This window comes from Blastococcus sp. CT_GayMR20, from assembly GCF_004570345.1.
Genome location: NZ_SPQM01000087.1, coordinates 1 through 20,422, shown reverse-complemented (window position 1 = coordinate 20,422; position 20,422 = coordinate 1). Strand labels below are relative to the sequence as shown.

The window sequence follows — 20,422 nt, the reverse complement described above, 5'->3', positions numbered from 1 at the left end:
TCGAGATCGGTGACGCCGGGGTCGTCGGGGTGTCCGACCCGTCGGCGTTGTTCGTCTCCCGGCGGTCGGCCCCGGTGCCGGGCAGCTGCGTCACGGTCACCCTCGAGGGCAGCCGCCCGCTGCTCGCGGAGGTGCAGGCGCTGGTGGCCAGCACGGGCGGTGGCGGCTCGCCGCGGCGGGCGGTCAGCGGCCTGGACTCGCAGCGGGTGGCCATGGTGAACGCGGTGGTCGAGCGGCGGGGCGGGGTCAAGCTCGCCGACGCCGACGTGTTCGCCGCCTCGGTGGGCGGCGTGCGGATCGCCGAGCCGGCGGCCGACCTCGCGCTCGCCCTGGCCATCGCCTCGGCGTTCCGGGACCGACCCCTGCCGGAGGGGATGGTCGCCCTCGGCGAGGTGGGTCTGTCCGGGGAGATCCGCCGGGTGGGCGGCACCGGGCGGCGCCTCGCCGAGGCCGCGCGGCAGGGCTACAAGGTGGCGCTCGTCCCGCCGGACGCCGGCGCGGCCCCGCCCGGGATGCGCCTCGTGGAGGTGCCGGATCTCGGTACGGCCTTCCACCGGCTGTTCTAGCTCTCTAGAGTTTCGTTACGACGTCGTGCCACCGGCGAATGCTGAGGTCCGCGGACCCCGAGCACCGGCTCCCCCCGGCCGGGGCACGTAGACTCAGCCGCCGTACCACTCGACCGTCAGGAGCGCTCGTGCCCACCGAGGTGGATCCCGAGGTCGCGTTGCGCGAACTCCTCGGCCGTATCGCCCCGGGGACCGCACTGCGCGACGGTCTGGAGCGCATCCTGGCGGGGCGGACCGGGGCCCTGATCGTCCTCGGCTACGACCGCGTCGTCGAGGCGTTGTGCACCGGCGGCTTCGCCCTCGACGTCGCGCTGTCGGCCACCCGCCTCCGCGAGCTGGCCAAGATGGACGGCGCGGTGATCGTGTCCTACGACGGCACCCGGATCGTGCGGGCCGGCGTCCACCTCATGCCCGACCCGACGATCCCCACCGAGGAGTCGGGCACCCGGCACCGGACGGCGGAGCGCGTGGCCATCCAGACCGGCTTCCCGGTCATCTCGGTCAGCCAGTCGATGCACATCATCAGCGTGTACGTGGCCGGCCGGCGGTACACCCTCGAGCACCCGACGACGATCCTGGCGCGGGCGAACCAGGCCCTGGCCGCCCTGGAGCGCTACAAGCTCCGCCTCGACGAGGTCGCCAGCACGCTGTCGGCCCTGGAGATCGAGGACCTCGTCACCGTGCGGGACGCCATGAGCGTCAGCCAGCGACTGGAGATGGTCCGCCGCATCGCCGACGAGATCGAGGGCTTCGTCGTCGAGCTGGGCACCGACGGGCGACTGCTCGCGCTGCAGCTCGACGAGATGCTCGCCGGGGTGGAGGAGGACCGGGGCCTGCTGGTCCGCGACTACATGCCGGGCGGTAGCCGTCGCCCCCGGACGATCGACCAGGTCCTCACCGACCTGCGTGCGCTCACCGCGACCGAGCTGCTCGACCTCTCCGCCGTCGCCCGCTGCTACGGCCTGCCGACCTCGCCGGACGCGCTGGACTCCCCCGTCAGCCCGCGCGGCTACCGGCTGCTCAACCGCGTGCCTCGTCTGCCCACGGGGATCATCGACCGGCTCGTCGACCACTTCGGCGGCCTGCAGAAGCTGCTCGCGGCGACCATCGAGGACCTGCTGGCCGTCGAGGGCGTCGGCGAGGCCCGCGCCCGGGGCATCCGCGAGGGCCTCTCCCGACTGGCCGAGACCTCGATCCTCGACCGCTACAGCTGATTCAGCCGAGAGTGAGCGGCACGTCCGGCGAGATCTTGGTGTCCAGCCGGCCGCGCAGCACGTAGGCCCCCGGGGACGGCGTCGCGCGGATGGCCGCGCAGCCCGGCTCGCTGGTGAGCCCGCCCCACACCAGCGGGAAGGCCAGCGTCTCGCCCGGCGCCAGGGTGCGCAGGTCGCTGCTCGCCTCGGGGAAGCAGTCGTTGCTCCCCCACACCCGGGTGCCTGCCCCGTCGAAGAGGGCGATCTCCTGCTGGCCCTTGTCGAGGGTGCGGGTGCAGGGAACGGCGGAGAGGTTGGTGACCACCAGCTCGAACGTGGGCTTGCTGCCGACCGCGACCGTGCCCGGCGCGCGGACCGTCAGGCCGATCATCTCGTCGGTGCACGGCCCGCCCGCCACCGGACCCGTCGGCGCCGGGGCGGCCGCGCCCGTGTCCCCGGTCGCCAGAGGCACGTCCGCCGGGGTGGGCGTCGCGACCCGCGCGACCGGGGGGACCACGCGGTCCAGCGCCGGGACGCGGGCCGTGCTCCGTTCGCTGCTGGCCGCGGCGGTCTCGAGATCGCCGTCCGCGCCGGTGTGCAGGACGATCCCCAGCCAGGCGCCGCCACCGAGGACGGCCAGGAGCAGGGCCAGCACCAGCAGCCGCCGTCGCCAGTAGACGCGGGCGGGCAGCGCGCCGACCGGGTGCCACACGCCTGAGGACGCTAGTCGGCGGCGCCGGACGGACCGGCTCGGCACGCCGCTCCCGCCGCCCGGCAGACTGGGATCTCGTGACCGCTCCCCGCCTCCGCCCCGGCCCGGACGCCGGGGAGGCGATCGTCGACTGGTACGCCACGGCCGCCCGCGACCTGCCGTGGCGCCGGCCCGGCACCGACGCATGGGCCGTCCTCGTCAGCGAGGTGATGCTCCAGCAGACACCCGTGGCCCGCGTGGACCCGGTCTGGCGGGAGTGGATGGCGCGGTGGCCGACGCCCGCCGCCCTCGCCGCCGTCCCCCCGGCCGACGTCATCCGCGCCTGGGGCAAGCTCGGCTACCCGCGCCGGGCGCTGCGGTTGCGGGAGGCCGCCGTCACGATCGTCGAGCGGCACGGCGGCGTCGTCCCGTCGTCCGTCGAGGAGCTGGAGGCGCTGCCCGGCATCGGCACGTACACCGCGCGCGCCGTCGCCTGCTTCGGCTACGGGAGCCCGCAGCCGGTGGTGGACACGAATGTCCGCCGCGTCGTGGCCCGGCTGCTGCACGGGCGGGCCGAGGCCGGCACCGCGCGCGCCGCGGACCTCGCCGACATCGCCGAGCTGACGCCGGCCGAGCCCGACCGGGCGACGCGCTTCTCGGTGGCCGCGATGGAACTCGGCGCGCTGGTCTGCGTCGCGGGCACCCCGCGCTGCGGCGTCTGCCCCGTGCGGGACCGCTGCGCCTGGCGGCTGGCCGGCTCCCCTGCCCACGACGGGCCGGCCAAGCGGGTCCAGAAGTTCGCCGGGACCGACCGGCAGGTGCGTGGCCGGCTGCTCGACGTCCTCCGCGCGGCGCACGAGCCGGTGGACGCCGCGGCCCTCGAGCCCGCCTGGGACGACGCCGTCCAGCGCGGCCGCTGCCTGGACTCCCTGCTCACCGACGGCCTCGTCGAGCAGACCCCCGACGGCCTGTTCCGCCTCCCCGCCTGACCCTCTCGCGACGACATCGGCGATCTCGGCGCCAAGGCACCGTTTTCGCGACCACATCGCCGATCTCGCCCGAGGAACGACGAAGGGGCCGCCCCCACCTCACGGTGGGAGCGGCCCCTGTCGTTCGTGCTGCTTACTCGGCCTTGGCGGCCGGACCCTCGTCCTCGGAGGCACCCTCGGCGCCCGAGAGGGCCACCGGCGGGGTGTCGGGGACGGCGATCGGCTTCGGCTCGCCGCGGAAGGTGAACTTCTGCGCCGCGCCGTCGGCCTCGTCGACGTCCACCACGATGATCTGACCCGCGGCCAGCTCGCCGTAGAGGATCTTCTCCGAGAGCGCGTCCTCGATCTCGCGCTGGATGGTCCGGCGCAGCGGCCGGGCCCCCAGCACCGGGTCGAAGCCACGGTGCGCCAGCAGCTTCTTGGCGGCCGGGGTGATCTCGAGCGCCATGTCCTTGTTCGCCAGCTGGCTCTCGACACGGGCGACCATCAGGTCGACGATCTCGATGATCTCGTTCTCGGTCAGCTGGTGGAACACGACGATGTCGTCGATGCGGTTGAGGAACTCGGGCCGGAAGTGCTGCTTGAGCTCCTCGTTGACCTTGAGCTTCATCCGCTCGTAGTTGCTCTGGGTGTCGTTGCCGACCTGGAAGCCCAGACCCACGGCCTTCGAGATGTCCCGCGTACCGAGGTTGGTCGTGAGGATCAGGATCGTGTTCTTGAAGTCCACGATCCGGCCCTGACCGTCGGTGAGCCGGCCGTCCTCCAGCACCTGCAGGAGCGTGTTGAACACGTCCGCGTGCGCCTTCTCGATCTCGTCGAAGAGGACCACCGAGAACGGCTTGCGCCGAACCTTCTCGGTCAGCTGGCCACCCTCGTCGTAACCGACGTAGCCGGGAGGGGCACCGACGAGCCGCGACACGGTGAACCGGTCGTGGAACTCGCCCATGTCGATCTGGATGAGCGCGTCGTCCTCACCGAACAGGAACTGGGCCAGCGCCTTCGCCAGCTCCGTCTTACCGACACCCGAGGGGCCGGCGAAGATGAAGGAGCCACCGGGACGGCGCGGGTCCTTGAGGCCCGCACGCGTGCGCCGGATCGCCTGGCTGACGCTCTTGATGGCCTCTTCCTGACCGATGATCCGCTTGTGGAGCTCGTCCTCCATGCGGAGCAGACGCGTGGTCTCCTCCTCGGTCAGCTTGAAGACGGGGATGCCGGTCCAGTTGGCCAGCACCTCGGCGATCTGCTCGTCGTCGACCTCGGCGACGACGTCCATGTCGCCGGCCTTCCACTGCTTCTCGCGCTCGGCCTTCTCCGACAGGAGGGTCTTCTCCTTGTCGCGGAGGGACGCTGCCTTCTCGAAGTCCTGCGCATCGATCGCCGACTCCTTCTCGCGGCGGATGCCGGCGATCCGGTCGTCGAACTCGCGCAGGTCCGGCGGAGCCGTCATGCGCTTGATGCGCATCCGGGCACCGGCCTCGTCGATCAGGTCGATCGCCTTGTCGGGCAGGAACCGGTCGGAGATGTACCGGTCGGCCAGCGTCGCCGCGGCCACCAGGGCGGCGTCGGTGATGCTGATCCGGTGGTGCGCCTCGTAGCGGTCGCGCAGGCCCTTGAGGATCTCGATGGTGTGCTGCAGCGTCGGCTCGCCGACCTGGATGGGCTGGAAGCGGCGCTCGAGGGCGGCGTCCTTCTCCAGGTGCTTGCGGTACTCGTCGAGCGTCGTGGCGCCGATGGTCTGCAGCTCACCGCGGGCCAGCATCGGCTTGAGGATGCTGGCGGCGTCGATCGCGCCCTCGGCCGCACCGGCACCGACGAGGGTGTGGATCTCGTCGATGAACAGGATGATGTCGCCGCGGGTGCGGATCTCCTTGAGGACCTTCTTGAGGCGCTCCTCGAAGTCACCGCGGTAGCGGGAACCGGCGACGAGCGCGCCGAGGTCCAGCGTGTAGAGCTGCTTGTCCTTCAGCGTCTCGGGCACCTCGCCCTTGACGATCGCCTGGGCGAGACCCTCGACGACGGCGGTCTTGCCGACGCCGGGCTCGCCGATGAGGACGGGGTTGTTCTTGGTCCGCCGTGACAGGACCTGCATGACCCGCTCGATCTCCTTGGCCCGCCCGATGACCGGGTCGAGCTTGGAGTCGCGCGCGGCCTGGGTCAGGTTGCGGCCGAACTGGTCGAGGACCAGCGAGGTCGACGGGGTGCCCTCGGTCGGGCCGCCGGCCGCGGCCGGCTCCTTGCCCTGGTAGCCCGAGAGCAGCTGGATGACCTGCTGGCGGACGCGGTTGAGGTCGGCGCCGAGCTTCACCAGGACCTGGGCGGCGACGCCCTCGCCCTCGCGGATCAGGCCGAGCAGGATGTGCTCGGTGCCGATGTAGTTGTGGCCGAGCTGCAGCGCCTCGCGCAGCGACAGCTCCAGCACCTTCTTCGCCCGCGGGGTGAAGGGGATGTGGCCGGACGGGGCCTGCTGGCCCTGGCCGATGATCTCCTCGACCTGCTGGCGGACACCCTCGAGCGAGATGCCGAGGGACTCGAGTGCCTTGGCAGCGACGCCCTCACCCTCGTGGATCAGACCCAGGAGGATGTGCTCGGTGCCGATGTAGTTGTGGTTGAGCATCCGGGCCTCTTCTTGGGCCAGGACGACGACACGGCGGGCTCGGTCGGTGAACCGTTCGAACATCTGCTGCTTCTCCTTCGACCGGCTGGTCCGGCACTGCTCTCCCCGTGTCTGGGAAGGAGCACCCGACATCCGTCGGCGCTGGGGGCACCGGTCATTCCACTGTAGTCGCGGACCACGACGTCCTGTCGGCGTGCGACAGAGGCGGTGGGTGGCTGTTCGGTCCAACTGATGGAGGCGGGCCCTGATTTCCGGTCCGGTTACGCCGTCAGCGGACGGGTGGGCGGCCCGGACTGGACCGCCGCTCTGCACAACCACCGGCCGGCCCGCCTTCATCCCCGCAGGTCGGGCCCATCGGAGGAGAACCGTCCGGCCCAGGGGCCCCCGCCTGCTGTGCAGCCGCCCGGGAACGACGACGGCCCGGCTCCCCGTACGGGGAACCGGGCCGGCCGGCGCGCGATGACACGCGCGGACGTCACACCGACATCAGCAGCACGCCGAGTCCTGCGGGACGAGGTCTCTCAATGGGCGGCTTCGTAGGCCTCGACGACACCGGCCGGGATTCGGCCGCGGTCGCTGACGGCGTGACCGTTCTTGCGGGCCCAGTCACGAATGGCACCCGCCTGCTCGCGGTCCATGCGACCACCGGTCGCACGGGACCGGCCACCACCCGAGGCGCGGGTACCGCGGCCCACCTTGCGGGCAGCGGACACGTAACGGGAGAAGGCGTCGCGCATCTCCTTGGCGTTCTTGTCCGCCAGGTCGATCTCGTAGGAGGTGCCGTCAAGGGCGAAGCTCACGGTTTCGTCGGCCGAGAGATTCTCGTCGAGGTCGTCGCTCAGGATGACCTGGACTTTGCGCGCCATTTAGTTTTTCCTCACTTCGCACGGCCGGGGTAGCCGAACTCATTGACGCCCGGATGGAACGACGAAGCCATTACATCACAACTGTTCGCCATTCTGTCAATACATGACGCGACGCGCGTCACTGATTGATCCGAGCCGACCCGGTTCAGTCTCACTCGACGCTTCAACCCTCAGGTAATTGGGCGTACCAGGGGGAACAGGATGGTCTCCCTGATCCCCAACCCGGTCAGGGTCATCATGAGCCGGTCCATGCCCATGCCCATGCCACCGGTAGGCGGCATGCCGTACTCGAGCGCCTCGAGGAAGTCCTCGTCCAGTGCCATGGCCTCCGGGTCGCCGGCGGCCGCCAGCACCGCCTGGGCGGTGAACCGCTCGCGCTGTGCGACCGGGTCGACGAGTTCGGAATAGGCGGTGGCGCGCTCGATGCCGCCGATGTACAGGTCCCACTTCTCGGCGAGCCCCGGCTCGGAGCGGTGCGCCCGGGTGAGCGGCGAGGTGTCCAGCGGAAAGTCGACGACGAAGGTCGGGGACTGGAGCGTGTGCTGCACGAGCGCCTCGAACAGCTCCTCGACGACCTTGCCCGGCAGCCACGCGGGGTCGACACCCACGTCGTGCCGGTCGGCGATCGACCGGAGCTCCTCGACCGGCGTCTGCGGGGTGACCGTCTCACCGACCGCGTCGGAGACGAGGGAGTACAGCGGCACCTGCGGCCATTCCCCCGAGAGGTCGACCTCGGTGCCGTCGTGGTGCCGGGCGACGTGGTCACCGAACAGGGCCTCACAGCACTCCTGGATCAGTTCCCGGGTGAGCGTCGCCATCACCTGGTAGTCCGCGTAGGCCTGATAGGCCTCCAGCATCGCGAATTCCGGCGAGTGGGAGCTGTCGGCGCCTTCGTTGCGGAAGTTGCGGTTGATCTCGAAGACCCGGTCCAGCCCGCCCACGATGCAGCGCTTGAGGAAAAGCTCCGGCGCGATGCGCAGGTACAGATCGAGGTCGAAGGCATTCATGTGGGTGCGGAATGGCCGTGCCGCGGCGCCGCCGTGCACCGTCTGCAGCATCGGGGTCTCGACCTCGAGGAATCCGCGGGCGCCCAGTCCGGCGCGCAACGTCGACATGACCGTGGCCCGCTGGCGTACGGTCCGCCGCGCCTCGTCGCGCACGATCAGGTCCACATAGCGGCGGCGGACGCGCAATTCCTCGCTCATCGGCTTGTGCGCGACCGGCAGTGGGCGCAGCGCCTTCGCGGTGAGCTGCCAGGAATCGGCGAAGACCGACAGTTCCCCGCGCCGCGACGTCCCCACCTCACCGGTCACCAGGACGTGGTCACCGAGGTCGACGTCGGCCTTCCACGCCGCGAGGGAGTCCTCGCCGACCCGGTCCCGGGAGAGCATCACCTGCAGCTCGGCGTCGCCCTCGCGGAGGGTGGCGAAGCAGAGCTTCCCGGTGTTGCGGAAGAAGATGACCCGGCCGGTGACACCGACCTTCTCGCCGGTCATCGTGTCGGGCTCGAGGTCCGGGAACGCGCGGCGGACGGCGTCCAGCGTCGTGGTCCGCGCGACCGTCACCGGGTACGGGTCGACGCCGCTCTCGCGCAGCCGGTCCAGCTTCGCCCGGCGCACCCGCATCTGTTCCGGCAGTTCCTCGACGTCGTCCGGGCCGGATGCTTCCTCGCTCACGGGCGCTGAGCCTACGGGCAGGGTTTCAGCGGCCCTGGTGGCGCTCGAAGGCCAGCCGCAGCCCGTGCACCGTCAGGTCGGGCTCGCGCTCACCGATCGAGCGGCAGCTGTCGACGACCAGCGGGGCCAGGCCACCCGTGGCGACGACGACGGGTGCCGCCCCGAACTGGGCGACGATCTCGCCCGCGATCCGCGCCACGAGGCCGTCGACGAGGCCGGCGAAGCCCAGGACCAGCCCGGACTGCAGTGCGGCCACGGTGTTCTTGCCGATGGCATGCGGCGGGCAGGTGAGCTCGACCGAGCGCAGTTGCGCGGCGCGGGTGGCCAGCGCCTCCAGGCTCACCTCGACGCCGGGGGCGAGCGCACCGCCGAGGAACTGCCCCTCGGGGCCGATGGCGTCGACGTTGGTCGAGGTGCCGAAGTCGACGACCACCACCGGGCGGCCGCGGCCGTCGGGCCAGCGGCCGAACAGCTCGTGCGCGGCGAGCGCCGTCACGACACGGTCGGAGCCGACCTCGCGCGGGTTGTCCACGTGCAGCGGCACGCCGGTCCGCACACCGGGGCCGATGAGGACGACCGGCACCTCGAGGGAGTCCAGCAGCTCGCGCAGCGCCGGCAGCAGCGCCGGAACGGTCGAGCAGGCCGACACCCCGGTGATCTCGGTGTCGCGGAGCAGCCCGCGCCACAGCATCCGCAGCTCGTCGGACGTGGCTCGGGGGGCGGTGGTCACCCGCCAGCTGCCCAGCCGCTTCTCGCCGTCGAAGGTGGCGAGGACGGTCTGGCTGTTGCCGACGTCGACCGTCAGCAGCACGGGGCGCAGCTCATCGGTCGGTGACGTCCCCGCGCCGCTGCCCCAGGACCCCCGGGGAGGGCGCGGCCGGGTCGCCACCCAGCTCGACGATCCGGTTGGCGCCGTCGACGTGCACGACCTTGGGGATGTAGCTCTTCGCCTCGGTCTCGTCCATGACGCCGTAGCTGATCATGATCACGAGGTCGCCCGGGTGCACGAGGTGGGCGGCCGCACCGTTGATGCCGATCACGCCGGTGCCCCGCTCACCGGGGATCACGTACGTCTCGAGCCGCGCACCGTTGGTGACGTCGACGATCGCGACCTGTTCGCCCGGGAGCAGGTCGGCCGCGTCGAGGAGGTCCTCGTCGATCGTCACCGAGCCCACGTAGTGCAGGTCGGCCTGGGTGACCGTCGCACGGTGGATCTTGGACTTGAGCATCGTGCGCATCATCGGGGGTCGTCTCCCAGGGTGATCGGTGCGTTGTCGAGGAGTCGGGTGGTGCCGGCGCGGGCCGCGACCAGCAGTCGGGCGGGTCCGGCGGCGGGTGCCGGCCCCAGGTCGGTATCGGTCAGTTCGAGGTAGTCCTGGAGCAGGGAGGGCTCGGCATCGAGCACGGCCCGCGCCGCCGCCAGGACGGCTTCGGGACCCTGTGGCCCTGCCTCGGCGCCGGCCCGCAGGGCGGCCGACAGCGTGACCGCAGTGGCCCGCTGCCCGGGGTCGAGGTAGCGGTTGCGGCTGGAGAGCGCCAGGCCGTCGTCCTCCCGGACGGTCGGCACCCCGACGACCTCCACGCCGAGCGCGAGCTCGCGGGCCATGGCGCGGATCAGGGTGAGCTGCTGGTAGTCCTTCTCGCCGAACAGCGCGAGGTCCGGCCGCACCATGCCGAAGAGCTTGGCGACGACGGTCAGCACGCCGGCGAAGTGCCCGGGGCGGACGGCGCCCTCGAGGACGGAGCCCAGCGGCCCGGGGTCGACGGTGACGCCGACCGCCGACGGCGGGTAGACGTCCTCCACGCCGGGGTGGAAGACGACGTCGGCGCCCTCCTCCGCGAGCGCGGCGAGGTCGGCGTCCCAGGTTCGGGGGTAGCGGTCGAAGTCCTCACCCGGCCCGAACTGGGTCGGGTTCACGAAGACCGAGACGACGACGGTCGCGGCCCGCTCCCGAGCGGCACGCACCAGCGTCCGGTGGCCCTCGTGCAGCGCGCCCATGGTCGGCACCAGCGCCACCGGGGCGGGCAGCTCACCGACGAGCTTGCGCAGGTCGGCGACCGTCTCGACGACGGACGGGTGCCCGGTCACCGGGAGCCCGCCGGGTCCTCGTCGCGGGAGCCGGTCGGGGCTGCGGGGCGGGTGGGCGGACGCAGCAGCTCGAGCAGGGGCGCGGCCTCGTGCGTCTTCAGCCGCCCTGCGGCCAGGGCGCGCTCGGTGGTGCGACCGGCCATGGCGACGTAGGCCGCGACCGAGTCCGGAGCCCGCTCGGTGAGCGTCTCCAGGTGGTCGCGCACCGTGCCGACGTCCCCCCGGCTGACCGGTCCGGTGAGCCCGCGGTCACCGCGTCGCAGCCCGTTGTCCAGCGCCGCGGTCAGCAACGGGGCCAGGACCCGGGCAGGGTCGGCGACGCCGGCGGTCCGGAGCAGGTCGGCGGCCTCGGCGACGAGGGTGACCAGGTGGTTGGCGCCGGTGACCAGGGCGGCGTGGTAGAGCCGCCGGTCCTCCTCGGCCACGAAGAAGGGCTCCCCGCCCATCTCCAGGACGAGGGCCTCGGCGACGGCGCGGTGCTCGGGGCGGCTGGTCACGCCGAACGGGGCGCCGAGGACGCGGTCGGCGTCCTCGGGGGCGCCCGAGAAGGTCATGGCCGGGTGCAGTGCCAACGGCAGCACGCCGGTCCGCTCGGCCGGGGCGAGGACGGCCAGGCCGTGCGCGCCGGAGGTGTGGAAGGTCATCTGACCCGCGCGCCAGGCGCCGGTCCCGGCGAGGCCGGCGACGAGACCGGGCAGGGTGTCGTCGGGGACGGCGAGGACGACGAGGTCGGAGGCGGCGACGACCTCGTCGGCGGGTACGAGGGGGACGCCGGGGAGCAGCCGGGCGGCGCGCTCCGCGGAGGCTGCGGACAAGCCTGCGGCGGCGACGACGTCGTGACCGGCGGCGGCGAGCGCGGCGCCGAGGACCGCGCCGACACGTCCGGCGCCGATGACGCCCACGCGGAGGCGGGCGGGAGCGGTGGCGGCCGGCGTCGTCGGGTGGGCGGGAGACGACATCGCGCGAAGTGTCCTGCGGCGAGCAGGCATCGGTGCACCTCTCGTTCCAGTCCCTCACGGGTACCGGACGTCGGTCGCGGCCCCCGTCGCTGGAGACCACCTGGGTCGTGCTGTGGTGCTGCTGGTCCTGCTGTCCGTGCCGTGACGTCGTCCCGCTGCAACCGGATGTGTCGCGCAGGTTGATCGCCGATGGCGAGTGTGTGACCGCTCCGTGCCACCCGCAACGTCTGGGGCCTGTGTCCTCGCTCACCCCTCCCCGCGGACCCCCCGTTCGGAGGAGCCGGGGCGCCCCTACCGTGGGCGGCACGGCCGGCGGAGGAACAGGAGCACGACGTGGGCACGATGGACGGACGGACGGCCCTGGTGACCGGCGGCAGCCGGGGCATCGGACTGGCGATCGCGCAGAGCCTCGTGCACCGGGGCGCCCGGGTCGTGGTCACCGCGCGCAAGCCGGAGGCGCTGGCCGAGGCGGTCGAGTCGCTGGGCGGCCCGGAGGTCGCCGTCGCGGTCCCCGGCCACGCGGGGGACGCCGGGCACCGCGCCGAGGCGGTCCGGACGGCGGTCGAGACGTTCGGCAGCCTCGACATGCTGGTCGGCAACGTCGGCGTGAACCCCGTCTACGGGCCGATGGTCGACCTCGAGCTCGACGCCTTCCGCAAGATCCTCGACACCAACGTCGTGTCCTCCCTCGGCCTGGTGCAGGAGGCGTGGCGCGCCTGGATGCGCGAGCACGGCGGATCTGTGCTGTTCGTGGCCTCGGTGGCCGGTCTGCGCAGCTCGGAGAACATCGGCGCCTACGGCGTCAGCAAGGCGTCGGTCATCAATCTCACGACCCAGCTGGCGGTGGAGCTCGGCCCGACGGTGCGCGTGAACGCGGTGGCCCCGGCGGTCGTCAAGACCCGCTTCGCGGGCGCGCTCTACGAGGGCCGGGAGGACGAGGTGGCCGCGGGATATCCCGTGGGGCGGCTGGGCGTCCCCGAGGACGTCGGCGAGGCGGCCGCCTACCTGCTCGGCGACGGCGCCGGCTGGGTCACCGGCCAGACGCTGGTGCTCGACGGCGGCCGGTTGTCGGTCGGCCGGTGAGTCAGTTGCGGCCGAGCACCCGGGCGAGGACGTCGTCCGGCTCGCCCTCGTCGCGGTAGCGGCGGCGCCGCCGTCCGCCGGTCGCCGGGCTGACGCCGTTCTCGGCCAGGATCTCGTCGATCCGCTTCTCCTGGCCCGGGACGGGGCCGGAGCTGTGCGGCGGCTGGTCGCGGACGGCGACGCGGTAGCCGCCGCGGTCGTCCACGCGGACCGGCGGCGGGCCGGACGGGACCGCCGGCCGCTGCGTCGTGGGGGCGGCCGCCAGGTCCACGGGCGGGACGTCGTCGCGACGCCGGAGCGGGGGCACATCGGGACGGCGGGACGTCGGGGTCGGGTCCAGCAGCGACCGCGCCGCCAGCCACTCGAGCGGGGACGGCGGCTCGACGATCTGCGGCGGGGCGCTGCGCGGCGGCGGCGACATCGGGAAGGCGGCCGTCGGCGGTGCGGGTGCCGGCTCGGCCGTCGTCCGCCATTCGTCGGCGCGGCCGGGCGACGGGTCCGTGGCCGACCAGAGCCGGGGCTCGGCCGCCGGTGTCTCGTGGCGGGCGAACGACCACGGCTCCGGCACGACGGGAGGAGGAGGCGGCGGACGGTAAGCCGGCGGCGGCGGAGCCGGGGCCGCGGACGCCGGCGGCGCAGCGGGGAAGGTCGAGGTGGGAGGCACGGGAGGCGACAGCGGGCCGGCGGTCCACGCACTGGTCTCGGGGGTCTCCCAGGACGGAGCCGGGGCGTCCCATGACCGCAGCTCGGCGGTCGCCGGCTCCCAGGAGGTGCGCTCGGCACGCACCTGCTCGAAGTGCTGGGTATCCCGCGGCTCGTCCAGCCGGACGGCCGGCCATCCGCCGGTCAGCTCCCGGGGCGGGACGTCGTCGGTCCAGGCGCCGCCGCTGTCCACGGGCCGGGCCGGGCCGGGGTCGGCGGGCAGCCGGCTGGCCTGGGTGCGCATGACGATGCGCTCGACCAGCATCTCGCTGGACAGTTGCTCGGTGAGCTCCGCCCGCAGCCTGCCCATGTCGGCGCGCAGCTCGCTCAGCTGGCCGAGCTCCTGGCGCATGGAGGTGAGGGCGGCGACGTCGTCGCGCAGCGCCGCCACCCGTGCGACCTCGTCCCGCAACGAGGCCAGCGCGGTCAGGTCGCCGCGCAGCTCGGAGACGCGGGCGACCTCGTCGCGCAACCCGGCGAGCGACGCGATGTCGCCGCGGAGAGCGTCGAGCTCGTAGCGCATCGCGTCCTCGGACTCGCGGCGCAGCTCGTTCTCGAGCTCCAGTTCGTACTCCCGACGGGCGGACACCTCCCGCTCCAGCTCGAGCTCGTAGGCACGGCGGAGCTCCGCCTCGCGGGCCGCGGCGGCCACCCGGTCGGTGCCACGCCGGCCGGCCGCGAACGTGGCGAGGACGAACGCCCAGGCCACGGCCACGACGGCGACCCGCAGCAGCTGCGGGTTGTCGGTGAGGAAGACCGCGAGGGTGGCGACCGCGGCGAGCGCGAACCCGCCGGCCTGCATCAGCGTCCGGGTGCTGGGGGCGCCGGGGCGAGGAGCGACGTCGTCGTCCTCACGGCGGGGCATGCCCCCAGCGTAGCGGCGGACGTACTCCGCGTCCGGACATGAACACGACATCGCGGCGCGGCGGTCGCGACCGGCTGCCAGAGTGGCGCCCATGAGCCTGACGCTGCTCGACTGGCGCCGCCGCGTGGCCGCGCTCTACGCCGGCGCGCGGACGGCGCGGGACCCCGAGCAGGGCTGGCGGAACTGGCGGGACGGCCGCGACGAGCTGTTCGCGGGCCATCCGGACTCGCCGCTCGAGGAGGCGGCGCGGAGCACGTTCCGCGGACTGCCGTTCGCGGCCTACGACCCCGCGCTGCGGTTCGAGGTCGAGGTGCTGCCCGCGGAGCCGTTCCGGCTCGAGGTGCCCACCGCCACCGACGGCGTCGTCCCCTTCGAGCGCGTGGGTGCCGTCGAGCTCGACGGCGTCGGGCGGCTGGACCTGTGGTGGCTGGACAGCTACGGCGGCGGGATGTTCGTGCCGCTGCGCGACGGCAGCGCCGGCCGGACGACGTACGGCGGCGGTCGCTACCTGCTGGACACGGTGAAGGGCGCCGACCTCGGCGGCGGTGAGGGGCGGCTCGTGGTCGATCTCAACTTCGCCTACCACCCGTCGTGCACCTATGACCCACGCTGGTCGTGCCCGCTCGCCCCCGGAGGCAACCGGGTCGACGCCGCAGTCGCCGCGGGGGAGCAGTTGCCCCCCGCCGGCTGGTACCCCTGATGATCAGGTCACCTGATCATCAGGGGTCCTGACTCACCATCGACGGTGAGCCAGGACCACCTACGGTGAGCCAGGACGTGCCCGTGACGAGCGTCAGCCCTGGGCGAGGGCACCGTCGGAGCTGAAGACGAGGCCGATCGAGACCTCGCCCTGCTGGATGGCCGCCTTGGTCAGCGGGCCACCGGCATCGAACTCCTGGAAGTCGGCGAACTCCAGGCCGTACGTCTCCTCGAGGCCGGGCTGGCACGCCGGTCGCTCGGGGCACTCCCCCGGTCCGCCGAGGGTCAGCGACCCGTCACCGCAGGCCTCGGCCAGCTCGGACAGGGTGGTGACACCGACCTGGTCGGCGAACTCCTGCGTGACCGCGAAGGCGTTCTGGTCGGCGGCCGCGGCCGGCTCCCCGAAGACCAGCCCGGCCCCCTCGGCCAGCGGGGTGAGCGCCTCGACCGTGGCGTCGACGTCGCCCGAGGCGATCTCGGTGCTGTCGTCGGCCTCGATGAACTCCGTCACCGTGGCCAGGTACTCGGGGAACGCCTGGATCTCCCCGCGCTGCAGGGCGGGCAGGTACAGCTCGCGGTTGCCCACGGTCTGCACGCTGGCCTGGAAGCCGGCGGCGGTCAGGACGTCGGCGTAGAGCGTCGCCAGCACCTGGGACTCGGTGAAGTCGGCGGCACCGACCACCACCGGACCACTGCCGCCGGTGACGCCGGAGTCCAGACCCTTGTCCGAGATGTAGGCGGCCACGACCTCCTCGGCGCTCTGCCGTTCGACGTCGACGGCGGCGTTCATCTCGATGAGGTCCTCGGTGGTGAGCTCCGCGGAGACGGCGTCGAGGGCCTCGAGGAGCGCGGGGTTCGCCGCGGCCGCGGCCGCGTTGACGGCCGGGATGACGTTGTCGGCGTTCTGCAGCTGCTTGTCGTCCTCCAGGACGACGAGCTGGTCGCCGGCGACCGGGGCGCAGGTGTCGCCCGACGCCGAGCCGCCGGCCTCGGCGTCGCCGCCGGTGCCGGAGGAACCGGACTCCCCGCACGCCGCGGTCAGGGCGACCGCGAGAGCGAGAGGAGCGATGATCCGAGTGCGTGCGCGCATGGCTGGACGCCCCGCCTTCTGTGTCCCGTGGCAGGCCGGCTGCCACGCGTGTCTGGCGGGAGGTGTCCCGCGCCTTCCATGCAACTCCGCGGACCGGTTGCCCGCAATGCATCGCGGGGTCCGTTGCGCTTCCGTTACCTCGTCACAGGGGCGGCGCCGCCATCGCCGGATCGGCGCTCCGGACGGCGGGGCGGCCGTGCAGGAACGGCAGCCGGCGCGGACCGGGCGTGACGGCCCAGGACAGCGCCGCGAGCAGGACCTCGGTCAGGACGGCGAGCAGCGCGACGAGGATCGCCCCGGCCAGCACCGCGCCGTAGTCCTGCTGCCGGAAGCCGAGCGTGATGATGCTGCCCAGCCCTCCCCCGGCGACCAGCGCCGCCAGGGTCGCCGTCGCCACCACCTGCACCGCCGCCGTCCGGACACCGGTCATCAGCAGCGGCGCGGCCAGGGGCAGCTCGACCCGCGTGGCGACCTGGAGATCGCTGAAGCCCATCGCCCGCGACGCCTCGACGACGTCGCGGTCCACGCCGCGGAAGCCGACGTAGGTGTTGGTCAGGATCGGCGGGAAGGCGAAGACGGCCAGCGCGATGGTCGTGGCCGTCGGGCCGAAGCCGATCGGGGTGACCGCGAAGATGGTGAGCAGCGCCAGGGTGGGGACGGCGCGGGAGACGTTGGACAGCGCGACGGTGAAACCGCCGCCCCGGCCGGTGTGCCCGAGCAGCATGCCGAGCGGGACGGCGAACACCATCGCGGCCAGCACGGCCAGCGCGGAGATCCGCAGGTGCTCGCCGAGCAGTTCCAGGATCCCGTTGCTGCGCGTCCAGTTGAACGGGTCGTTGAGGTAGCGCAGCGCCTCCTGCAGCAGGTTCATGCGCCCGCCCGCCGTGCCCAGGGGGTCAGCACCCGTTCGACGCCGGCCAGCAGCAGGTCGGCGAACAGCGCGAGCAGCACGCAGCCGACGGCGCCGGTGACGATCTCCGCCCGGTAGAAGTTCGCGTTGAACCCGCCGGTGATGAGCTGCCCCAGGCCGCCGTGCCCGACGATGACGCCGACGGTGACCAGCGCGACGGTCGACACCGTCGCGACGCGCAGGCCGGCCATGAACGAGGGCAGGGCCAGCGGCAGCTCGACCTGCCAGAGCAGCCGGACGGGGCCGTAGCCCATGCCGCGTGCCGCCTCCTGCACGTCGGCCGGCACGGACTGCAGTCCGACGAGGAAGTTCCGCACCAGGATGACGAGCGAGTAGAGGACCAGCCCCACGAGGACCGTCGTCGCCGACAGCCCCGTGACGGGGGCCACGAAGGCGAACATCGCCAGCGACGGGATCGTGTAGATCAGCGTGGACAGGCCCAGCACCGGGCCGGCCAGCCAGCGGCTGCGCCGCGCAACGAGCGCCAGAGGCAGCGCGATCAGCGCCCCGAGCAGGACCGCGGCGACGGTCAGGCGGACGTGCTCACCCAGGTAGCCCATGATGGAGTCCCAGTTGTCCGTCACGTAGGACGGGTCGAACCACAGGTTCGGCGCGGCATCGACCGCGAGCACGCTCTCGCTCGCCGCGCTCACCACCGGGCGCCCCGCAGGAGGAAGGCCACCTCGTGGACGCTACTGCCCCCTCGCCGTCGCGCGCAGCGCCCGCACCTCTCGACGCCGGGGGCGCTGAGGAGATCCGGCTGGAGGGCGTCAGCAAGGTCTTCGCCGACGGCACCGTCGGCGTGCACGAGCTGGACCTCACGATCGCCGCCGGCGAGCTCACCGTCCTGGTCGGGCCCTCCGGGTGCGGCAAGACCACCACGATGAAGATGATCAACCGGATCATCGAGCCCACGACCGGTCGGATCCTCCTGGGTTCCGACGACGTGACCCGCGTGGACCCGGTCAAGCTGCGGCGCCGGATCGGCTACGTGATCCAGAACGTGGGCCTCTTCCCCCACCAGACGATCCGCACCAACGTCGCTACGGTGCCCCGCCTGCTCGGCTGGGACAAGGCGCGGACCCGCGAGCGCGTCGAGGAGCTGCTGAACCTGGTCGGGCTGGACCCGGCCGTGCACGGCGACCGGTACCCGCACCAGCTCTCCGGCGGTCAGCGACAGCGCGCCGGCGTGGCCCGCGCGCTGGCCGGGGACCCGACCGTGCTCCTGATGGACGAGCCGTTCTCCGCCGTCGACCCGGTGGTGCGCGAGCGGCTGCAGACGGAGTTCCTGCGCCTGCAGCGGACCGTCCGCAAGACGATCGTGTTCGTCACGCACGACATCGAGGAGGCCGTCCGGATCGGCGACCGGATCGCCGTCATGAGCCACGGCGGGCACGTGGAGCAGTTCGCCACCCCGGCCGAGCTGCTCGGGCGGCCGGCCAGCCCGTTCGTCGCCGACTTCGTGGGCGCCGACCGGGGGCTCAAGCGCCTCGCCGTCACCGGCATCGACATCGCCGACCTGGAGCACCCGCCGGTCGTGAACGTCGACGACAGCCTCGCCGACGCCCGCGCCGCCATGGAGCGGGCAGGCGCGCGCTGGGCCGTCGTCGTGGACAGCCAGGAGAACCTGCACGGCTGGATCTCCGCCGAGCGGGCCACCGGCTCCGGCACGGTCCACGGCGCCGGCAAGCGGATGGAGGCGTGGGTGCCGGTGGACGCCTCGCTCAAGACCGCGTTCTCCACGATGCTGCAGATGGAGGCCGGCTGGGTCGCCGTCCTGGACGGGGACAGGTTCCTCGGTGTCCTCACCCCGGAGTCGCTGCACGCCGCCCTCCGCCGTTCCGTCGAGGGCTCGGTCCCCGAGACCGCCGGCGCCGCGCACGCATAGTCCGCCGGCTCAGCCGCCGGCCGCGAAGCTCGCGACGCCGATCGCGGCGGCGAACAGGAGCAACGCGGCCGGGATGCTGCGCGGCACAGTGCGTGGGCCGCCGATCCGGTCGTACATCCTCCGCAGCCTGTTCTGCACGCGGCCGCCGCCGAACGCCCCGACCAGGAGCAGCAGCATGCACGGCAGGCAGTAGACGATGCCGTACGCGACCAGGACGACGATGCCTGACCCACGCGTCACCTCGGCGGCGACCAGTCGCTCGATGGCGATGAGGTACGGGAAGGCGTTGGGAAGGTCGGCGCCGGTGACGAGGACGCCCAGCGGTACCGCCGTCCACGGCCCCACCCAGGGCGGCAGCGTGACGGCACCGCGGTCTCGATCGCGCAGCCGCCGTACCGCACTCACCGCCAGCACCACGGCGGCCAGTCCGAACGCAATGCTTCTCAACCACCCGAGGCCGGCCGAGACCACCGCCGCCGCCGCGTCGGCACCGACGTAGACGGCGATGCCGACGAGGACCACGACGCCGTAGGCGCCGATCACGAACGCGACACCTGTCAGCACCGGCCGACGGAGCGGAGCGACCAGGATCAGCGCGACTCCGGCGATGGTCGCGGGGTTGAGGGCGTCCAGAAGGGCAAGACCCGAGATGCCCGCGAGCAGGGCGGGCGTCATGTCGAACTCACGAGACGATCGTAGCTCTCTTGAGACGAATACGTCTCACGGCAGTATCATGCGGGTGTGGCTGCCGATTCCGATGCGCTGCTCTCGAGTGCAGCCCGGTTGCTGGCGCTGCGACCCGCCGCCTCGATGGAGGAGGTCGCTGCGTCCACCGGCATCAGCCGCGCCACGCTGTTCCGCCGTTTCCCGTCGCGTGCAGCGCTCGTGTCGGCGCTGTCGGAGCGGGCGCTCTCCGCGTACATCGACGCGGTCGAGCGGGCGCGGCCTGAAGCGGGGCCTGCCCCCGAGGCCCTCCGACGGGCGGTGAGCGAACTGGCCGAACTGGCCCCGGTCTACGGTCTGCTGGTCCTCCAGCCGCTCGACGAGCACGTCGAGGCCGGCCTCGTCGAACGCGCGCGCAAGGGCGACGAGCGGCTCACTCGGCTCGTCCGCCGCGGTCAGGAGTCCGGTGACTTCCGGGTCGACCTTCCTGCCGACTGGGTCCTCACGACCATCACCTGGCTGGTGGTCGGCGCCGCCGACGGTCTCCGGCTGGGTCTGATCGCCCCCGCCCAGATCGAGCATCTGGTGACCGAGACGGTGCTCGGTAGCCTCAGGCGCTGACCCCCTCGGTCGGCCGGTCGTCCTCCGGGGGCACACGGCAGACGGACTCGAGGAACAGGGCCGCGGCGACCAGGCCGATCGAGCTCACGAGACCGATCACCGCGGTCACCGTGTCGTTGCCGGCGGCCTGCAGCCGCCCGACCTGCGGCCCGACGTACACCAGGACGCCGCCCCACACGCCCGCGAAGACCGCGCCGACGTAGGCGCTCGCCTGGGCCAGCACCGCCAGGCGGGCGACCAGCATCGGCTCGACCGGCC

The 20,422-nt window shown here is 72.9% G+C and carries 21 protein-coding genes; 7 read left to right on the top strand and 14 right to left on the bottom strand.

Translation table 11 applies throughout. The features are described 5' to 3' along the window. A partial coding sequence (locus tag E4P40_RS18140; protein WP_280790628.1) for a magnesium chelatase domain-containing protein occupies positions 1-566 on the top strand: 566 nt, incomplete at its 5' end. Positions 567-694: 128 nt separating this feature from the next. Then, entirely contained in the window at positions 695-1,780 is a 1,086-nt protein-coding gene (gene disA, locus E4P40_RS18135; protein WP_135159914.1) for a DNA integrity scanning diadenylate cyclase DisA, read from the top strand. 1 nt (position 1,781) lies between these two features. Here disA and E4P40_RS18130 read toward each other — a convergent pair whose 3' ends face one another. Beyond that, positions 1,782-2,471: a MucR family transcriptional regulator gene (locus tag E4P40_RS18130; RefSeq protein WP_135159913.1), complete on the bottom strand. Its 690-nt coding sequence runs from the start codon at positions 2,469-2,471 to the stop codon at positions 1,782-1,784. 77 nt (positions 2,472-2,548) lie between these two features. Here E4P40_RS18130 and E4P40_RS18125 point away from each other — a divergent pair, with 77 nt between their 5' ends. Continuing rightward, on the top strand, positions 2,549-3,439 hold the full coding sequence (locus tag E4P40_RS18125) for an A/G-specific adenine glycosylase (RefSeq protein WP_135159912.1): 891 nt from the start codon (positions 2,549-2,551) through the stop codon (positions 3,437-3,439). 133 nt (positions 3,440-3,572) lie between these two features. On the opposite strand, the gene E4P40_RS18120 is transcribed toward E4P40_RS18125, so the two are convergent. The 7 genes from E4P40_RS18120 to E4P40_RS18090 form a co-directional block, all read right to left on the bottom strand. After that, a complete protein-coding gene (locus E4P40_RS18120) occupies positions 3,573-6,116 on the bottom strand; it encodes an ATP-dependent Clp protease ATP-binding subunit (protein ID WP_135159911.1) in 2,544 nt (847 codons plus the stop codon). Between the two features lie 458 nt (positions 6,117-6,574). Further along, positions 6,575-6,919: an Lsr2 family protein gene (locus E4P40_RS18115; protein WP_135159910.1), complete on the bottom strand. Its 345-nt coding sequence runs from the start codon at positions 6,917-6,919 to the stop codon at positions 6,575-6,577. A 170-nt stretch (positions 6,920-7,089) separates the two neighbouring features. Then, positions 7,090-8,595: a lysine--tRNA ligase gene (gene lysS / locus E4P40_RS18110; protein WP_135159909.1), complete on the bottom strand. Its 1,506-nt coding sequence runs from the start codon at positions 8,593-8,595 to the stop codon at positions 7,090-7,092. Positions 8,596-8,620: 25 nt separating this feature from the next. Further along, complete coding sequence (locus tag E4P40_RS18105; RefSeq protein ID WP_135159908.1) at positions 8,621-9,406, bottom strand: type III pantothenate kinase; 786 nt, start codon at positions 9,404-9,406, stop codon at positions 8,621-8,623. 10 nt (positions 9,407-9,416) lie between these two features. Beyond that, on the bottom strand, positions 9,417-9,836 hold the full coding sequence (panD, locus tag E4P40_RS18100) for an aspartate 1-decarboxylase (RefSeq protein WP_135159907.1): 420 nt from the start codon (positions 9,834-9,836) through the stop codon (positions 9,417-9,419). Beyond that, positions 9,833-10,684: a pantoate--beta-alanine ligase gene (panC, locus tag E4P40_RS18095; protein ID WP_135159906.1), complete on the bottom strand. Its 852-nt coding sequence runs from the start codon at positions 10,682-10,684 to the stop codon at positions 9,833-9,835. The genes panD and panC overlap by 4 nt, the downstream gene beginning before the upstream one ends. Next, positions 10,681-11,643, bottom strand: coding sequence for a DUF2520 domain-containing protein (locus E4P40_RS18090; protein WP_135159905.1), 963 nt, complete (start codon positions 11,641-11,643; stop codon positions 10,681-10,683). Before E4P40_RS18090 ends, panC begins: the two co-directional genes overlap by 4 nt. Positions 11,644-11,985: 342 nt before the next feature. On the opposite strand from E4P40_RS18090, the gene E4P40_RS18085 reads away from it, so the two are divergent. Then, positions 11,986-12,726: an SDR family oxidoreductase gene (locus E4P40_RS18085; RefSeq protein ID WP_135159915.1), complete on the top strand. Its 741-nt coding sequence runs from the start codon at positions 11,986-11,988 to the stop codon at positions 12,724-12,726. Position 12,727: 1 nt separating this feature from the next. Here the strand turns inward: E4P40_RS18085 and E4P40_RS18080 are convergent, their stop codons facing one another. Further along, positions 12,728-14,293, bottom strand: a complete 1,566-nt coding sequence (locus E4P40_RS18080) for a DUF6779 domain-containing protein (protein ID WP_135159904.1) — start codon at positions 14,291-14,293, stop codon at positions 12,728-12,730. A gap of 91 nt (positions 14,294-14,384) precedes the next feature. Here E4P40_RS18080 and E4P40_RS18075 point away from each other — a divergent pair, with 91 nt between their 5' ends. Next, on the top strand, positions 14,385-14,993 hold the full coding sequence (locus E4P40_RS18075; RefSeq protein WP_135159903.1) for a DUF1684 domain-containing protein: 609 nt from the start codon (positions 14,385-14,387) through the stop codon (positions 14,991-14,993). 93 nt (positions 14,994-15,086) lie between these two features. On the opposite strand, the gene E4P40_RS18070 is transcribed toward E4P40_RS18075, so the two are convergent. The 3 genes from E4P40_RS18070 to E4P40_RS18060 form a co-directional block, all read right to left on the bottom strand. Then, the gene (locus E4P40_RS18070) at positions 15,087-16,082 is read right to left on the bottom strand and encodes a glycine betaine ABC transporter substrate-binding protein (RefSeq protein ID WP_135159902.1); all 996 of its coding nucleotides are present in this window, start codon (positions 16,080-16,082) and stop codon (positions 15,087-15,089) included. 142 nt (positions 16,083-16,224) lie between these two features. Continuing rightward, the gene (locus E4P40_RS18065) at positions 16,225-16,953 is read right to left on the bottom strand and encodes an ABC transporter permease (protein ID WP_135159901.1); all 729 of its coding nucleotides are present in this window, start codon (positions 16,951-16,953) and stop codon (positions 16,225-16,227) included. After that, positions 16,950-17,645 carry an ABC transporter permease gene (locus E4P40_RS18060; RefSeq protein ID WP_245160419.1) on the bottom strand — a complete coding sequence of 232 codons (696 nt, stop codon included), beginning with the start codon at positions 17,643-17,645 and terminating at the stop codon, positions 16,950-16,952. Before E4P40_RS18060 ends, E4P40_RS18065 begins: the two co-directional genes overlap by 4 nt. A 32-nt stretch (positions 17,646-17,677) precedes the next feature. On the opposite strand from E4P40_RS18060, the gene E4P40_RS18055 reads away from it, so the two are divergent. Continuing rightward, positions 17,678-18,880, top strand: a complete 1,203-nt coding sequence (locus tag E4P40_RS18055; protein WP_135159899.1) for a betaine/proline/choline family ABC transporter ATP-binding protein — start codon at positions 17,678-17,680, stop codon at positions 18,878-18,880. Positions 18,881-18,889: 9 nt separating this feature from the next. Here the strand turns inward: E4P40_RS18055 and E4P40_RS18050 are convergent, their stop codons facing one another. Continuing rightward, positions 18,890-19,555 (bottom strand): GAP family protein, encoded by a 666-nt coding sequence (locus E4P40_RS18050; RefSeq protein WP_135159898.1) that lies wholly within the window; start codon positions 19,553-19,555, stop codon positions 18,890-18,892. A gap of 66 nt (positions 19,556-19,621) precedes the next feature. On the opposite strand from E4P40_RS18050, the gene E4P40_RS18045 reads away from it, so the two are divergent. Then, a complete protein-coding gene (locus tag E4P40_RS18045; RefSeq protein ID WP_135159897.1) occupies positions 19,622-20,164 on the top strand; it encodes a TetR/AcrR family transcriptional regulator in 543 nt (180 codons plus the stop codon). On the opposite strand, the gene E4P40_RS18040 is transcribed toward E4P40_RS18045, so the two are convergent. Next, the coding region (locus tag E4P40_RS18040; protein WP_135159896.1) for a DUF3180 domain-containing protein at positions 20,154-20,422 on the bottom strand (269 nt) is incomplete at its 5' end. The genes E4P40_RS18045 and E4P40_RS18040 overlap by 11 nt on opposite strands.

Bases quoted from the DNA above. Each gene is read 5' to 3' on its own strand.
- panD (WP_135159907.1), bottom strand. From the start codon at position 9,836: ATGATGCGCACGATGCTCAAGTCCAAGATCCACCGTGCGACGGTCACC.
- E4P40_RS18050 (WP_135159898.1), bottom strand. From the start codon at position 19,555: ATGACGCCCGCCCTGCTCGCGGGCATCTCGGGTCTTGCCCTTCTGGAC.
- E4P40_RS18120 (WP_135159911.1), bottom strand. From the start codon at position 6,116: ATGTTCGAACGGTTCACCGACCGAGCCCGCCGTGTCGTCGTCCTGGCC.
- E4P40_RS18070 (WP_135159902.1), bottom strand. From the start codon at position 16,082: ATGCGCGCACGCACTCGGATCATCGCTCCTCTCGCTCTCGCGGTCGCC.
- E4P40_RS18065 (WP_135159901.1), bottom strand. From the start codon at position 16,953: ATGAACCTGCTGCAGGAGGCGCTGCGCTACCTCAACGACCCGTTCAAC.
- E4P40_RS18080 (WP_135159904.1), bottom strand. From the start codon at position 14,293: ATGCCCCGCCGTGAGGACGACGACGTCGCTCCTCGCCCCGGCGCCCCC.
- E4P40_RS18085 (WP_135159915.1), top strand. From the start codon at position 11,986: ATGGACGGACGGACGGCCCTGGTGACCGGCGGCAGCCGGGGCATCGGA.
- E4P40_RS18090 (WP_135159905.1), bottom strand. From the start codon at position 11,643: ATGTCGTCTCCCGCCCACCCGACGACGCCGGCCGCCACCGCTCCCGCC.
- E4P40_RS18075 (WP_135159903.1), top strand. From the start codon at position 14,385: ATGAGCCTGACGCTGCTCGACTGGCGCCGCCGCGTGGCCGCGCTCTAC.
- E4P40_RS18115 (WP_135159910.1), bottom strand. From the start codon at position 6,919: ATGGCGCGCAAAGTCCAGGTCATCCTGAGCGACGACCTCGACGAGAAT.